Source organism: Pirellulales bacterium (assembly GCA_036267355.1).
Lineage (GTDB): Bacteria > Planctomycetota > Planctomycetia > Pirellulales > DATAWG01 > DATAWG01.
The window spans coordinates 91,591-106,076 of the sequence record DATAWG010000076.1; the positions used below are offsets into that span (position 1 = coordinate 91,591).

The following is a 14,486-nucleotide window of genomic DNA, read 5'->3' on the forward strand; positions in this document are numbered from 1 at the left end:
TTGATGATGAATGTGCCTTTCTTCCGGCCTTCGATCGGCGAAGCGGAAATTGCCGAGGTCGTGAAATGCCTCCGCTCGGGATGGCTCACGACCGGGCCGATTACACGGCGGTTCGAAACCGAAATGGCCGCCGCCGTTGGGGCGCATCTCGCTGTGGCCGTGAATTCGTGCACGGCCGCAATGCATCTGGCGGTCGAAGCGATGGGCCTGAAGCCGGGCCAAGCGGTGCTGGTTCCCACGATGACCTTCGCCACCACGGCGGAAATCGTCCGCTATTGCGGCGCCACGCCGATTCTTGTCGATTGCGATCCCACGACCTGCAACATGGATCTCGCCGATGCCGCGCGCAAGCTCGCCGACCTGGCGGCCGGCAAGCTGCCCGCCAAGATCGAGCCGGGATTGCGGGCGGTGGGGATGATTCCGGTTCACGTCGGCGGATTGATGATGGACGTGGCGGCGGTGCAGGCGTTTGCCCGGGATCATGGCCTGTGGTTGGTCGAGGACGCAGCGCACGCCTTTCCCGCAGCATGGCGGCCGGCTGAAAATTGGCCCTGGCAACGGTGCGGCCAGCAAACGGCCGCCATCACCTGCTTCTCATTTTATGCCAACAAAACAATTACCACCGGCGAAGGGGGTATGGCCGTGACCGGCGATCCCGCGCTTGCCGATCGCATGCGGCTCATGTCGCTGCATGGCTTGTCGCACGACGCTTGGAATCGCTACTCAGGCGGCACGAGTTGGGACTATCGGATCATCGAAGCGGGATATAAATACAATCTGACCGATATTGCCGCCGCGATTGGCGTGCACCAGCTCGCGCGGGCCGAAGCGATGCGCGTTGAACGCGAGACACTGGCCCTGCGCTATCGGTCCGAACTGGCGGAGATCGGCGAATTGGATTTGCCACCCGTAGTTCCCAGCCGGCTTCACGCATGGCACCTGTTTCCGATCCGCCTGAAGCTCGACCGTTTGGCCATCGATCGGAATGCGCTTATCGCGGCGCTGCGAACTGCCGGGGTCGGTTGTTCGGTCCATTGGCGTCCGTTGCATTTACATCCGTATTATGTTGAACGGTTCGGATGGCGTCCGGAAGCGTTTCCCGTGGCGACGCCGCTGTGGGAACGCCTGATCACGTTGCCACTTTTCCCCGGCATGCGCGACGACGAACAGCAACATGTCATTCAAGTCGTCCGCGATCTATGCCGGTCAAACCGCATCGGCTCGACGTGAATCGTTTCCGGATATTGACGCGCGAAACCGCAAGCGAGCCACGCCACGCCGATTGATAGCGAGCCGCGCTTGCGGTTTCGCGCATCGCCTCACTCGTCCCTCGTCCCTCGTCCCCCCTCGCGCCCCGTTCCGAGCCCCTTTTGAAACGCCTCTTCGACATCTGCGCCGCCGCTCTTGGCCTGCTGATTTTGTCGCCCGTCTTGTTCGCGCTCGCAGTGGCGGTGAAGATAAATTCACGCGGACCGGTGTTCTTTCGGCAAGAGCGCATAGGACGCGGGTTTCGCCCGTTTCGGATATTCAAATTCCGCACGATGGTGGTCGATGCCCCGCAGCGAGGTGGCCAAATCACCTCGGGGCACGACGATCCGCGAATCACACGCATTGGCCGGTTCTTGCGCCGCTGGAAGCTCGATGAGTTGCCGCAGCTCATCAACGTCGTCGCCGGCGAGATGAGCCTTGTCGGCCCGCGGCCCGAAGTGCAGCGGTACGTCGAAATGTTTCGTTCCGATTACGCCGAAATTCTCCGCATTCGCCCCGGGATCACCGATTTGGCGTCGATCAAATTTCGCGACGAGGCAAGCCTTTTTTCGGGCGGCAAAGATCCGGAGCAAATCTACGTGCAACAGATACTGCCCGAGAAGCTGTCGCTTGCCCATGAATATGTTGCCCGATCGTCGTTCGGATTCGATCTGCGAATTCTGTTTCAAACTGCCCTGCGCATGGCCCGCGGATAGAGAGCGGCAAGGCGCTAGCCGCCGGTTGAAGAATGATCGCGACCCGACCGACCAATCCGATGCAAGGGCACGACGAAAAGCACCGGCGGCTAGCGCCCTGCCGCTCACGTTCGGTGGCGGCGAGGGATCGCGAATGACCATTGATAATGAGAAGGCGGCCGCCCGCTGGCGGCGCGCAATGAGCCGGCGATGGGTGCGCTTCGGGCTGGCGGCGGCGGCGATGTTCGCCATTCTCGCCATCTTTCACGCGCAGATCGCGCGGGGCGTGGCGGGATTTTTGATCGTCGAGCGGCCGGTCGGACAGGCCGACTATTTGGCGGTGTTGCCCGGTGTGGTCGGTCAATCGGGAGTCGTCGACGATGCAGCGCGGCGGTATTCGAGGGGAGAAGTTCACGGCATCCTGCTATTCGAGCCGCCGGTTTCGCGAGCCGTGCGTTGTGGCGCATGGCCCGATAAAGTCGACACGTTTCGCGCCGAGCTTGAGCGGCGTGGAGTGCCGTCGGCCGCCGTGATTCTGCTGCCGGGACCATGCCGCACGACACGAGATGCTGCCGGGGCGATCCGGCTTTGGCTCGAAGATCGTCCGAAAACTCGCATGCTTGTGCTGGGCCGGCTGTTGCGCGGCCGATGCGATCGGCAAGTTTTTAATTCCGTGCTCGACGCACAACAATCGGAGGGCGTGGAATTCGCCGCAATTCATACCGGAGTCGATCAGGGCAACTGGTGGAAGAGCCGCGAGGGGATTCTCCTGATCTTTCAGAACTATGCGGCATTGGCGTTCAACGGATGGAACGGCCCCTCGCAGCCTTGCCGGCCCGCATGGACGCTGGAAGAGTTTGAAAACAGCCTGCCGACGTTATCGCACCAATGACGGGCCACGCCATCGCATCCCGGCCCCGACTCCAATGGATAGCCGCCTGTTGGCGGCGGCGATGGCTGCGTCGGACGCTTGTTCTCGCAGCGGCCCTCGTAGCGTTATACTTCACAGCCGGATGGTGGCTTTCGGCGGCCGGCCGATGGCTCGACGTTGGGCAGCGCCCGCAGCCAAGCGACTATTGCCTGGTGTTGTCGGGCGACGAAGAGTCGCGTCCGTTTGCGGCGGCGGCCCTGTACCAAAAAGGCTTCGTCGGTAAGCAACTTTGGCTTACCCATCCGGCAATGCCCGATTCGGTCGGCGAGGAGCGGAACCACCCCAATCGCCGCGCGAGGCGCATTCTCAGCGTGCTCGGAGTGCCTGCCGATCGGATCGTCGAGCTGCCCGGCGATTGCACGAGCACGTTCGATGAAGCAGCGGTGTTGGCCCGCGCGATGACTGCCCATCCGAACGCAACGGTAAACGTCGTCACCTCGAACTACCACACCCGCCGCGCTCGATGGATCATTCGCCGCGAACTCGGCTCGAGCGCCGATCGCATCCGATACATCTCCGTGCCGACTGACTATTACGACGCCGAATGTTGGTGGAAGGTCGAAGAGGGTTTTACGACGTACTCGAAGGAATTTTCGAAAAACGTGTTTTATTGGTTCAGGTACGGTTGGGGCGCCGCAGGGCTCGCCATTGCCGCACTAGCAGTAATCGCCTGGCGCCTCACCTCTCGCGTCAGATCTCGCATCCGATCGCGCAGCCCCACCGCTCCGCGCGTCCCGAACCCCTCACCCTAACCCCTCCCCCTAGCATGCCCACTGCTTTCGAATTGAAACAAGCGATCGCAAACAAAACGGCCTCGGTCGGTGTGATCGGTCTCGGCTATGTCGGCTTGCCGCTGATTCAAGCGTTCATCAAAGCCGGCTTTCGCACGATGGGTTTCGACATCGACCAGTCGAAGGTCAAGCGCTTGTTGGCCGGTGAAAGCTACATCGGCCACATCCCGTCGAGCTGGATCGGCGAGTGGATTGAAACCCGCCGTTTCGCGCCGACATGCGATATGCGCCGGCTCGCCGAGGCCGACGCCGTGCTGATCTGCGTTCCCACGCCCCTCTCCGATAGCCGCGATCCCGACCTGAGCTATATCGAAGCGACGGCCCGGCAAATCGCCGCCGTGTTGCGGCCGGGGCAACTCATCGTGCTCGAAAGCACGACCTATCCTGGCACCACCCGCGATGTCGTTCTACCAATTCTCACGGCCGGCGGAATGAAGATCGGCGAAGATTTCTTCCTGGCATATAGTCCCGAGCGCGAAGATCCGGGCAATCCGAACTACACGGCAAGCGGCATTCCCAAAGTCGTCGGCGGCATCGAGCGGCACAGCGCCGAACTGGCCGAGGCGCTCTATAGCCAGGCAGTGGTGCGAATCGTGCCGGTGGCGAATTGCGAAGTGGCCGAGGCGTGTAAGATTCTGGAAAACACCTACCGCTCGGTCAATATCGCGATGGTCAACGAGTTGAAGGTGCTATTCGATCGGATCGGGATCGACGTGTGGGACGTGATCGACGCGGCAAAGACGAAGCCGTTCGGTTTCCAAGCGTTTTATCCCGGCCCCGGCCTCGGCGGCCATTGCATTCCGATCGATCCGTTTTATCTCAGTTGGGTGGCCCGCAAGCACGGGCTGATCACGCGGTTCATCGAGCTAGCCGGCGAGATCAACACGAGCATGCCGCAATACGTCATCCAGCGATTGAGCGAAGCCCTAAACGACGCCAGTAAGCCGCTACGGGGGAGCAAGATTTGCATCCTGGGTATCGCTTATAAGAAAGATATCGACGATCCCCGTGAAAGCCCGTCGTTCGAACTGCTGGAAATGCTGCTGGCTCGCGGAGCGGAAGTGACCTACAACGACCCGCACGTGCCCAGGTTGCCTCGCATGCGGCATCATCCCGGTTTGCAAATGGCGAGCCGCGAACTCGACGTGGCGTATCTGGCTGCCCAGGATTGCGTGCTCATCGCCACCGACCATTCGGCCTACGACTACGACTTCATCGTCCGCCACTCACGCTTGGTGATCGACACCCGCAACGCCACCCGCGCCGTCCGCGAAGGCCGCGAAAAAATTCGCAAAGCATGACAACCTAGCAGGCATGCCCCGCATGCCGTCCGCTCGCGGCTGATGCATCTAATTCGTGTGCTTATCGCCTCCAGAAGCGCTCGAAGGAAATCTCACGTTTCTATCGCTCCATGCTGGGGCAACGATGGTCCGATTAGAGGCAAAACAAACGGGAGGGTCCGATTCGTGACAACGGACTGCAGCAAGAGGTTTGGCAAGCGATTGGGGCCGGAATCGGCATTCCGCCCCAAGGGGACCAGCGACGCGCGGCGGCGAGAAACCAGTCGCTAGGGGCAGCCGAACCACCCCCCCTTTCCACCCCCCGAACCCATCCCGTTTTCACGGGTCAGTTTTTACGAGTCCCGTTTTCACGAGAAAATTCGCGGGCAAAAGTGTCTCGTGAAAGAAGCGCTGGCCGACGAAATTGTTTCCACGAATTTTGTGCGGCGGTGCGAGAGATGCGGTCGATTGCCGATCAGCCGCGCGCCTTATTTTGACGACGACGCCTGGCGCGAGATCGGCCCCAACAGCCCGAAGGTTTCCTTGGTGGCTTACGGAGCCTGGGATCGCTTCGATGGCTTTCGCCTCTCATGGCCGCTCGTTCGTGCTCCCGAGGCGGACCGGGCAAAATGTTGCAATGCCGACGCCGAATCGATCGCGACGATACGAAAGATCGTGTCGATCAAGGATATAGGGCGATTGGTCTCGCGGATCCGAAGCCGTCCGCCGGCTTCAAGAGCCTCGATTCCGAGCAGCACCATCAACAAGCCGGGCACCGCTCGAAGTAGCCGCGCCGGCGTGTGTCTCAGCCACGAGCCTTCGCATCGTCGCCGATCGCCGGGCTGGCGACGCTCTTCTCGCAGCCTTGCGGATCGCAAATCCAGCGGCGCCTCTTGCCGCGCCGCACTTCGCCCCGGGGTTCATAGGTATTCCCTCGACTGACATATTTGCTTGCATTTCTAGAATGAAAGTGGAGGGAGACAACGCGAGAGATTGCGAGGTTTCTTTCTGTGGTTAGCGCGGTGCCACGCTAGCGAAAACACCGCGCAATTTTTCGATGAGGGAGGGTGGATCATGGCTACGGTTCAAGTTCATGAAAGCTCGAGTCAAGTGACTCGGCGCGGGCCGGAAGAGAGGACGGTGGCGGAAGTCGCGATGGCCGGGTCGCTCGTGGAAAGCGCCGGCGGAATCGGCGCCATCGTGTTGGCAATCGTCGCCCTGACGGGCGTGTTGCCGATGTATCTCACGGCGATTGCGGCGATCGCACTGGGAGTGGCCTTGGTGTTCGAGGGGTTGGCCAACGTCGCCCGCTATTCGCAACTCTTCACGGAAGAGGGCGCGATGGCCACGGCCCGGACGACTCGCGTTGAGACGGGCAGCGGCGTGACCCTCGAATTGTTCTGCGGGGCCGGTGGAATCGTGTTGGGCATTTTGGCGTTGCTCCACATCGCCGCGATGATCTTGTTGCCGGTTGCCGCGATCGTGTTCGGAGTCGGCCTCATCTTCAGCAGCGGAACGCGCGCCACTCTGGCCCGGCATTTGGTGGAAGGATTCCATGGCCACGAGTTTTCGACGCTCGTTGCCCGCGAGGCGATGCAGGCCGTGATGGTCACCGAGGTTTGCATCGGCATCGGCGGCGCGGTGCTGGGCATCCTGGCACTGATCGGGAATGCACCGCTGATTCTGACCGAAGTGGCAATGCTCGCGTTCGGTTGCGCTGTAGTGCTGGGCGGCCTGGCCCTGAGCGGCAGGATGTTCACCGTTTTGCACCACTAAACCGGACGCGGCAAGTCTGGCCAACGAAAACCCCGGGGGCCCAAAAAGCCCCAGCGGGGTTTTCTCTGCGTCTCCGCCACGGCCTCGCGAACAGGGTGGGGCAACTCCACGTCGGGATTGGCGTCGAACAATTGCTCGAAATTCGCCTGCTCTTTCACACTCAAATTCTTCCATCGCCGACGATACAGCCACATCCGCGAACGAAACTCCTACTTCGCTGTCCCCTTCAATGCTGGCTTGTGACGCCGTGTTTTTTCTCTGGCGATCGACGATCGCCAAGTGCCTGGCCACGTGAAACCGGTTCACGACCAATTGGCTCGGCCAGCCACTCCGCACAAACCTGCGGATACCCAGCGCTGACGTCGGTGCGATGCCAGCGGGCCGCGGCACGCTGCTCGGGCGAGAGCATCGCCAGACAGGCCTCGGTCGCCGCGGTCGCGCCTCTTCGCGACGGCCGGATTCGCTGGCCCTCTTCGTCGAATAGGCCAATCCGTTTTTTCGTGCCAGGAAGCGTGTAGCACCGGCAATCGGTTTGCTTCCAATACCAAGCGGCGCCGTCTGGCCGTCGACGTTGTTTGTAAGGTCGTCCCATACGAAGTCCGTGGTTGGGATGCGGATTAAATAACCTCCCAAGTTTTCGGGCAATTGCACCGAAAAACCGGCCGGAAACGCTGTAGCACGCGTTTCAGGTGGAAGAAGGGAGCCTATCTAATCCCCGATCCTTGGTGAAAACTTGACGCAACAAACATGCGAATTCATATTGGACGGCCATAACTCACGCGGACCGCAGTCCTATCCCCGCTCACCGCCAATTCCCCTCTCGAAAGAGGCCCTTCCAATGACTTCGCTGAAGCCGATCCCATCACGTTTACTGGGCCATTTACTACACTCAGTAACTACACTGGCCGTTTTCACGATTGCGGGCGCGGTGTCAATTAAAGCGTCGTTTGCCGACGATAAGCCGGTAAGTGCAGATCGACCAAACATCGTGTTTATCCTGGCCGACGACCATGCCTACCAGGCCGTCAGCGCCTATGGCCACGGCTTCAATCAAACGCCGAATATCGATCGCATCGCTCACGATGGAATGCGGTTCGATCGCTGCTTGGTGACCAACTCGCTGTGCGGGCCGAGCCGCGCTTCCGTGCTCACCGGGAAATACAGCCACGCCAACGGCTTTTACAACAACACGAATTGCCGCTTCGATGGCTCGCAGGTCACGATGCCCAAGCTGTTGCATCAGGCCGGCTATCAGACGGCGATCGTCGGCAAATGGCATCTCGAAAGCGATCCGACCGGCTTCGACTACTGGAACATCCTGCCCGGCCAAGGCCAATACTACAATCCGCCGATGATCACGGGCGGCCTGAACACCGCCGGCCATCGCACGCGCCATACCGGCTACGTGACCGAGATCATCACCGACGACACGCTCGATTGGCTCGCCCATCGCCGCGATCCGTCGAAACCGTTTCTGCTGATGTGCCACCACAAAGCGCCGCACCGGGAATGGGAGCCGGCGCTGGAAAACCTATCGCTCTACGACGGCGTTAAATTCGCCGAGCCGAAAACGCTGTTCGACGATTATTCCGGCCGCGGCAAGGCCGAGCACGTGCAAGACATGATGATCCGCAGCACGATGAACGACCACGATCTGAAGCTCAAAACGCCTCCGGATCTGAATCCCGAGCAGCGCAAGGTGTGGAACGCGTATTACGAACCGCGCAACGAAGCGTTCCGCAAGCTCGATCTCAAAGGGGCCGATCTCGTGCGCTGGAAATATCAGCGCTACATGCACGACTACCTGGCCACGATCGCGTCGATCGACCAAAGCGTCGGCCGGGTGCTCGACTATCTGAAGCAATCGGGCCTCGACCGCAACACGATCGTCGTGTACTCGTCCGACCAGGGTTTTTTCCTCGGCGAACACGGCTGGTTCGACAAGCGCTGGATTTTCGAGCAATCGCTGCGGGCCCCGTTCGTCGCGCGTTGGCCGGGCGTGACGAAGCCGGGCAGCGTGAATACCGACATCGTGTCGAATCTCGATTTCGCCGAAACGTTTTTGGACGCGGCGGGCGTGAAAATCCCCGCTGATATGCAAGGCCGCAGCCTCGTGCCGGTGCTCAAAGGCCAAACGCCCGCCGATTGGCGCACGGCGTTTTATTATCACTACTACGAGCATCCCGGCCCGCACAACGTCGCCCGGCAATACGGCGTGATCACCGATCGCTACAAGCTGGTCTATTTCTACGAACCGGAGTTCAACTATTGGGAACTTTTTGATCTCAAGAGCGATCCCTTGGAACTCAAAAGTCTGTACGACAATCCGGCGTATGCAAAAGTGCAAAAATCCCTGCACCAGCAACTCGCGGATCTGCGCGCCACCCTAAAAGTCCCCGCCGAAGACCCGCCGGAATCGATCATTGTCCCCGCGAAACCGAAGCAGCCTGCGAAAACAAAGCACGCCGCGAACAACCCGCCACCGAGCCTGCAGCGCCAGCAAGGAAGCGGCTGATGATCGCATGGCGCCGCACGTTACGCGGCAGGAACGCCTCGCCTTCGAGCGGCTTCCAACCCGTGGCGCAAGCCAACTGCAAACTGCGCAATCGCCGAGAATCTCGCGCTTCTGGTTTATCGACAAAAGAGCAGTACGATGCCCCTTCTTCCTCCCTGAGTGCCCGAGCATCAAGCATCCGCGGCGGCCAGTCGCAAGCGGACGATCATTTCGTGGCCATCGCGAATGATGTGCAAATCGACGTCGTCGCCGGGGCGATGGCTTTCGATGGCGTCCAAAAAGTCGTCGGCATTGGTGGTTTTTTGATTGTCGACGCCGATGATCATGTCGGCCGTGCTGCGGTCGACCGTCGTGGTTTCATAGGTAAATGGTCCCTGGCGCTTGCGTTGCTTGACGAGTTTGAATCCGCGCAGGCCGGCTTGTTCGGCCGGGCCGCCGGGTGTCATCGTGGCGATATACAAGCCGCGGCCCGTTTCCGGTTGATAGACTCGCGTGATCCCGGTTTCGGGGCGAATCACTTTATGCAGCGGGCTTTCGATCAATTGCGTGGCGATGCGGCTGATCATGCTCACTGGGATTGCGAAACCGATGCCGGTGTTCTGCCCGGTTCGACTGGCGATGGCGGTGTTCATGCCGATGAGCCGGCCATGCGTATCCAAGAGCGGTCCGCCGGAATTGCCCGGGTTGATCGCGGCATCGGTTTGGATCACGGATTTGATGCTGCGGTTGTTTCGGGCCGGCAGTGTGCGATTGAGGCTGGAGATGATGCCGGTGGTCAGCGTTCGCTCGAGGCCGAACGGATTGCCGATGGCAAATACGCGCTGGCCGACGCGCAAATGCGTCGAATCGCCGAACCGCACGGGGTATAGCGATTCGGGCGGGGCGTCGATGTGCAGCACGGCCACGTCGCTGGAAATATCGCGGCCGACGACGTGGGCTTCGTGTGGCGAGCCGTCGAACAGCGTGACTTCGATTTCCGTCGCCCCTTCGATGACGTGATAGTTCGTCAAAATATTGCCGCGCTTATCGAGCACCGAGCCGGAGCCGGCCCCTTCCTGCGAATTGTCGAACATCAAAAAATTCGCCGTGCCCGGAATCTTGGTGACGATATTGACCACGCTACGATTGACGCTTTCGTAAACGGCGACGTTCACGCGCTCGTCGGGCGTAAGTTCGTCGTCGCCCGCCGCGCGGCCGCGAACGGCGATCGGCAGCGGAGCGCCGATCGGCGGGGCCGCTTGAACTGGAGCCGGGTTCAACGGCGCCGGCCCGCTTGGCGCGTCTTGCCCGGCCGGCGGTGCCGCGGACTGCAAGGGAGAATATGAGGGAGCATTTTGCGGCAAATCGGGCACCGGCGTCGCCGGCACCTGCCGATAGTTCGGCGCAAATTGCGGACCGGGCAGCGGCGGCTCGGCCGCGGCGAGCTGCATTGGCGAACGCGGTTGGTTGAAAAGTGCCACCGAAAGGGCCACTCCCACCAGGGCGCTGATCAGGCACAAAACGACGTTCTTTCGCATGACTTCGTCCTAGATGAAACGATTAACGGGCAAAATCCCTAAACCCATCGTATACCGTCTGCCCTTCGCATTCATAAAAATATCGAATCGGGCAGAAACAAGCGAGTCCAGTCGGGGGCTGCTCGAGTGCAAGTCGCACTTTGCTTAAGGCGGCCAGTGGGGTCGGGGTAGGGGCGAGGGGCGAGGGACGAGTGAAGTCAGGCCGGACGCACGCGCGCCCCTCGCCCCCCGTCCCTCGTCCCTCGTCCCTCGCCCCTCACAAGAGCCCCATCGGCAACCAACGCGGCCGGCGCGTGCGGTCCGGCCTATGGCGAGGGGGAAACGCAGGCGGTATGATGGCACTGAATTCGGTCGCGCGAGCCACAGCGGGGGTTAAGCGGCTTGCGGCCAATTTTTAAGGAGCTCTCTATGTCGGGCATGTTGCGGCGACTGGGCGGTGCATGGCTGGGCGCGGGCATGTTGGTCGCGGCCGTCATGGCGGCGGCAGCAGGGGGCGGGTTTGTTTCCAATTGGTTGTCGCATGGTTCCGATGGACCGCCCATGGCAAATCCGTTCGAAGCCGGCTTCTTGAAAGCGGTCGGCGTCGGCGCCACCGCCACGCACGGCAACGACTCGGTGATCATGTGCACCGGCGAAGTCGATATCGGCATCGAGGCCGTGTATGTCCTGGATGTCGTCACCGGGGAGTTGAAGGGGGGCGTGCTGAACATCCGCACCGGCCGATTCATGACAGCCTATAGCTACAGCAACGTGGCCAAAGACCTGCAGGCCGACTCGGTGAAAAACCCAAAATATCTCATGGTCACCGGCGAAGCCCAGTCGACGCAGGGCTTCGGCGGCACCAATGGCCGCATCGGTCGAGCGGTGGTTTATATCGCGGAGACGAATTCCGGTTGGGTCGCCTGCTACGCGGTGCCCTGGACCCCGAACCGCGCGACCGCTTCCAATCCAGCAAGCACGTCGTTGGTCTTGTCAGACCGCTTCCAATTCCGGCAAGGAGCCATCGTTCGGCCACAGTGATTTTGATTTTCAAACTACGGTGATTTTCAAACTAGGGTTATCCTGAATTGCAGGATTCAAAGATCGTCCAAGGCAAGCCGCGGTGATTTAGGCCGCGGCGAAGAAGATAACTTTCGCCCTAACGCATCGCGATCCCTCGCTTACGCTTCGGGCTAGTGTGCTGACGCTTCGGGCTAGTGTGCTGTCGCTTCGGGCCCCCGTTAGCCCGAAGCGCAAGCGAGGGAGGCCCCGCCGCCGAACTAATTTTTCGAGCGGCGGTCAGGCGGCGCAAATCAATGGAAACTCGATCGCCCCTCGGTGCGGAGCCCCTCCGTTTGAATTCAACCGGCCAATTTGTGACCGTGATCGTGAATGGCCAGCCTCGGCAAGTGGCAGAGGGCATGTCGGTGGCCGGGCTGCTGGCCGATTTGGGGCTTGTCTCCGGGCCGGTGGCGGTGGAAGTGAATCTGGAGTTGGTGCCGCGAGCCCAGCATGCCCGGCAGCCGTTGGCCGAGGGAGATCGCGTCGAAATCGTCACGCTCGTCGGCGGAGGTTAATCGCATGCTCGAACCAAGCGCAGTGGAAACAAACGCCGCGGCCCCGGCAAGCGGTCCGCTCGATTCGCCGCTGCGGATCGGCAGCCACACGCTCAGCAGCCGGCTAATCGTCGGCACCGGCAAATACGCGACGCACGAACTGATGGCCCAAGCGCTGGCCCTCTCGGGAACCGACTGCATCACCGTGGCCGTCCGGCGCGAGCGGCTCTTCGACAGTCAAGGGCGAAATCTGCTCGATGCGATCGACCGCAATCGCTACACACTGTTGCCGAACACGGCCGGCTGCTTCACGGCCGACGATGCGGTGCGCGTCGCCCGATTGGGCCGCGAACTTTTGCTGGGCTTGGAAAACCCCGGCGCCGATTGGGTGAAGCTGGAGGTGCTGGCCGACAAAAAGACGCTGCTGCCCGATCCGGTCGCGACGGTCGAGGCCACCGAGCGGCTCGTGGCCGAGGGGTTTGTCGTGCTGTGCTACACGAGCGACGATCCGATCATCGCCCGGCGATTGAAAAATGCCGGCGCGGCGAGCGTCATGCCGGCCGGCAGCCCGATCGGCTCAGGGCAAGGGATTCTGAACCCGAACAACATCCGCATCTGTCTGGAATACCTCAAGCAAGACGATCCGGATTATCCGGTGATCGTCGATGCGGGAGTGGGCACGGCCAGCGATGTGACGATCGCGATGGAATTGGGCGTCGACGGCGTGCTCTTGAACACCGGCATCGCCGGCGCGGCCGATCCGCTGGGGATGGCCCAAGCGATGCGTGCCGCGATCGTCGCCGGCCGATTGGCGTGGCTCTCGGGCCGCATCCCAAAGCGCCTATACGCGACCGCCAGCAGCCCCGACGCCGGTCTCATCAGCCCGAAGCCGCGGTGACGCGAAGGCGTCTGCCAGGCTTCGGAGCTTCGCAAGACGACGGGCCGTGGGGCATTTCATGCTTTGGACCGCCTTGCCGCTTACCATGGTCGTCCGCGTGCGAGCGGCAAGCCGCTAGCCCACCGGTATTCTTCCGGGGTAAACGCAGCCGCGTGCTTGTGCGTGCCCCTTCTCCCCGCTTGCAGCGACGCTTGACGCAGTGCCAGCGGCGCATCCGGAGCGTGTGCTAGGTCCGTTCCCAGCGAATGGACCTGGCAGCCCTGCCAGCCGTTTTGTGCTTCCCCAGGCGAGTGAAACTTCACCTTTTCCGTGAATTGACGCTAACCGCATTGTGCGGAAAAGAGATCGGGCCCCGCTGCTGCGAAACGTGTTTCAAAGCGGTGAAATCCGCCGAAATCGCCATTCGAGTTCTCGAAAGTGTTTTGAATGCGCAAGTTGTTTTGGAATTGCCACTTGTGATCCGACGCGAAATTTTCCGAGTCCGCGGCGCGGTCGTTGCTTTACAGGGTTGCATCAACCAAGTGGCCGACGAGTTTTAGGAGAGCCGTCAGCTTCGCGTCTGAACACTTGTGTGAATCGATGTGTAAGCAAGTGTGTGGCCGAAGCCGCAGCGAGGCCAGCGAGGTTGGCAAGTAGTGCGGCGTGTGGTGTCCGGGAGTTTGCGGCGTGGCTGCCGATCCCGGGAGTGAGGTGGGCGGTGGCGGAAACGCGTACCGCATTACGGCATTAACCCTTCGTTGTCTTACCCATCGAGTACCCCAGTCATGAGCACCGTCGTTTCTTCCATTCGCGACCCGATCCCACGTGAGCAGCCTCGTCTGGAGCGAGCGGTGAAGACCGTTGCCACGCGCGGCTTGCTGGAATGCCTGATCGTTTCGCCGCGGGCGAAGCAACGCGAAGCGCTTTCGCGTGCCGCCACCGCCGGCGGTTGGGCGAGCGTCGTCTGCAGTGATGCCGCGACGGGCCGTCATCTCGCGCAGCGGATCGTCGTCAAGCTGGCGTTCATCGATTTGGAAGAGGGTTCGCTCGACGCGCTCGTGAGCCTACAAGAACTCGCCGCGGATTTGGCCCGCATGGGCTGCCCGTTGTTGGTTGTCTGCGGGGCCGATGGCGATCGCCAGCAAGAAATTTGGGCGCGGCAACTCGGCGCCTGGCTTTACTTGCCCGGAATGGCGGGCGTTGAAGAAATGACCCAACTGTGTGAAGAAGCCCGCAATGTCGTGGAGCGCAAGAGCCCCAGCGGCATCCGCTAGATGCATCGATCGCGTGACGTCGATCCATTCCCTGCCGTCCGAATCAT

The 14,486-nt window shown here is 61.3% G+C and carries 12 protein-coding genes; 11 read left to right on the forward strand and 1 reads right to left on the reverse strand.

Annotated features, from left to right (window positions below):
• The first annotated feature begins 3 nt into the window (after nucleotides 1–3).
• The 7 genes from VHX65_12115 (at nucleotide 4) to VHX65_12145 (ending at nucleotide 9,236) form a co-directional block, all read left to right on the forward strand.
• Nucleotides 4–1,230: a DegT/DnrJ/EryC1/StrS family aminotransferase gene (locus VHX65_12115; GenBank protein ID HEX3999288.1), complete on the forward strand. Its 1,227-nt coding sequence runs from the start codon at nucleotides 4–6 to the stop codon at nucleotides 1,228–1,230.
• A 140-nt stretch (nucleotides 1,231–1,370) separates the two neighbouring features.
• The gene (locus tag VHX65_12120) at nucleotides 1,371–1,964 is read left to right on the forward strand and encodes a sugar transferase (GenBank protein HEX3999289.1); all 594 of its coding nucleotides are present in this window, start codon (nucleotides 1,371–1,373) and stop codon (nucleotides 1,962–1,964) included.
• 133 nt (nucleotides 1,965–2,097) lie between these two features.
• On the forward strand, nucleotides 2,098–2,835 hold the full coding sequence (locus tag VHX65_12125) for a hypothetical protein (GenBank protein ID HEX3999290.1): 738 nt from the start codon (nucleotides 2,098–2,100) through the stop codon (nucleotides 2,833–2,835).
• Nucleotides 2,832–3,626, forward strand: a complete 795-nt coding sequence (locus tag VHX65_12130; protein HEX3999291.1) for a YdcF family protein — start codon at nucleotides 2,832–2,834, stop codon at nucleotides 3,624–3,626. Before VHX65_12125 ends, VHX65_12130 begins: the two co-directional genes overlap by 4 nt.
• A gap of 14 nt (nucleotides 3,627–3,640) precedes the next feature.
• Nucleotides 3,641–4,966, forward strand: coding sequence for a nucleotide sugar dehydrogenase (locus VHX65_12135; GenBank protein HEX3999292.1), 1,326 nt, complete (start codon nucleotides 3,641–3,643; stop codon nucleotides 4,964–4,966).
• Between the two features lie 1,053 nt (nucleotides 4,967–6,019).
• Nucleotides 6,020–6,721, forward strand: a complete 702-nt coding sequence (locus VHX65_12140; GenBank protein HEX3999293.1) for a hypothetical protein — start codon at nucleotides 6,020–6,022, stop codon at nucleotides 6,719–6,721.
• Between the two features lie 928 nt (nucleotides 6,722–7,649).
• Nucleotides 7,650–9,236, forward strand: coding sequence for a sulfatase (locus VHX65_12145; protein ID HEX3999294.1), 1,587 nt, complete (start codon nucleotides 7,650–7,652; stop codon nucleotides 9,234–9,236).
• Nucleotides 9,237–9,406: 170 nt separating this feature from the next.
• On the opposite strand, the gene VHX65_12150 is transcribed toward VHX65_12145, so the two are convergent.
• Complete coding sequence (locus VHX65_12150) at nucleotides 9,407–10,753, reverse strand: trypsin-like peptidase domain-containing protein (GenBank protein HEX3999295.1); 1,347 nt, start codon at nucleotides 10,751–10,753, stop codon at nucleotides 9,407–9,409.
• A 408-nt stretch (nucleotides 10,754–11,161) separates the two neighbouring features.
• Here VHX65_12150 and VHX65_12155 point away from each other — a divergent pair, with 408 nt between their 5' ends.
• The 4 genes from VHX65_12155 to VHX65_12170 all read left to right on the forward strand — a co-directional run bounded on the left by VHX65_12155 (nucleotide 11,162) and on the right by VHX65_12170 (nucleotide 14,439).
• Nucleotides 11,162–11,773: a hypothetical protein gene (locus VHX65_12155; protein HEX3999296.1), complete on the forward strand. Its 612-nt coding sequence runs from the start codon at nucleotides 11,162–11,164 to the stop codon at nucleotides 11,771–11,773.
• Between the two features lie 314 nt (nucleotides 11,774–12,087).
• The gene (thiS, locus tag VHX65_12160; protein HEX3999297.1) at nucleotides 12,088–12,309 is read left to right on the forward strand and encodes a sulfur carrier protein ThiS; all 222 of its coding nucleotides are present in this window, start codon (nucleotides 12,088–12,090) and stop codon (nucleotides 12,307–12,309) included.
• Nucleotides 12,310–12,313: 4 nt separating this feature from the next.
• Nucleotides 12,314–13,186, forward strand: a complete 873-nt coding sequence (locus tag VHX65_12165; GenBank protein HEX3999298.1) for a thiazole synthase — start codon at nucleotides 12,314–12,316, stop codon at nucleotides 13,184–13,186.
• 764 nt (nucleotides 13,187–13,950) lie between these two features.
• Nucleotides 13,951–14,439: a hypothetical protein gene (locus VHX65_12170; GenBank protein HEX3999299.1), complete on the forward strand. Its 489-nt coding sequence runs from the start codon at nucleotides 13,951–13,953 to the stop codon at nucleotides 14,437–14,439.
• Nucleotides 14,440–14,486: the final 47 nt, after the last annotated feature.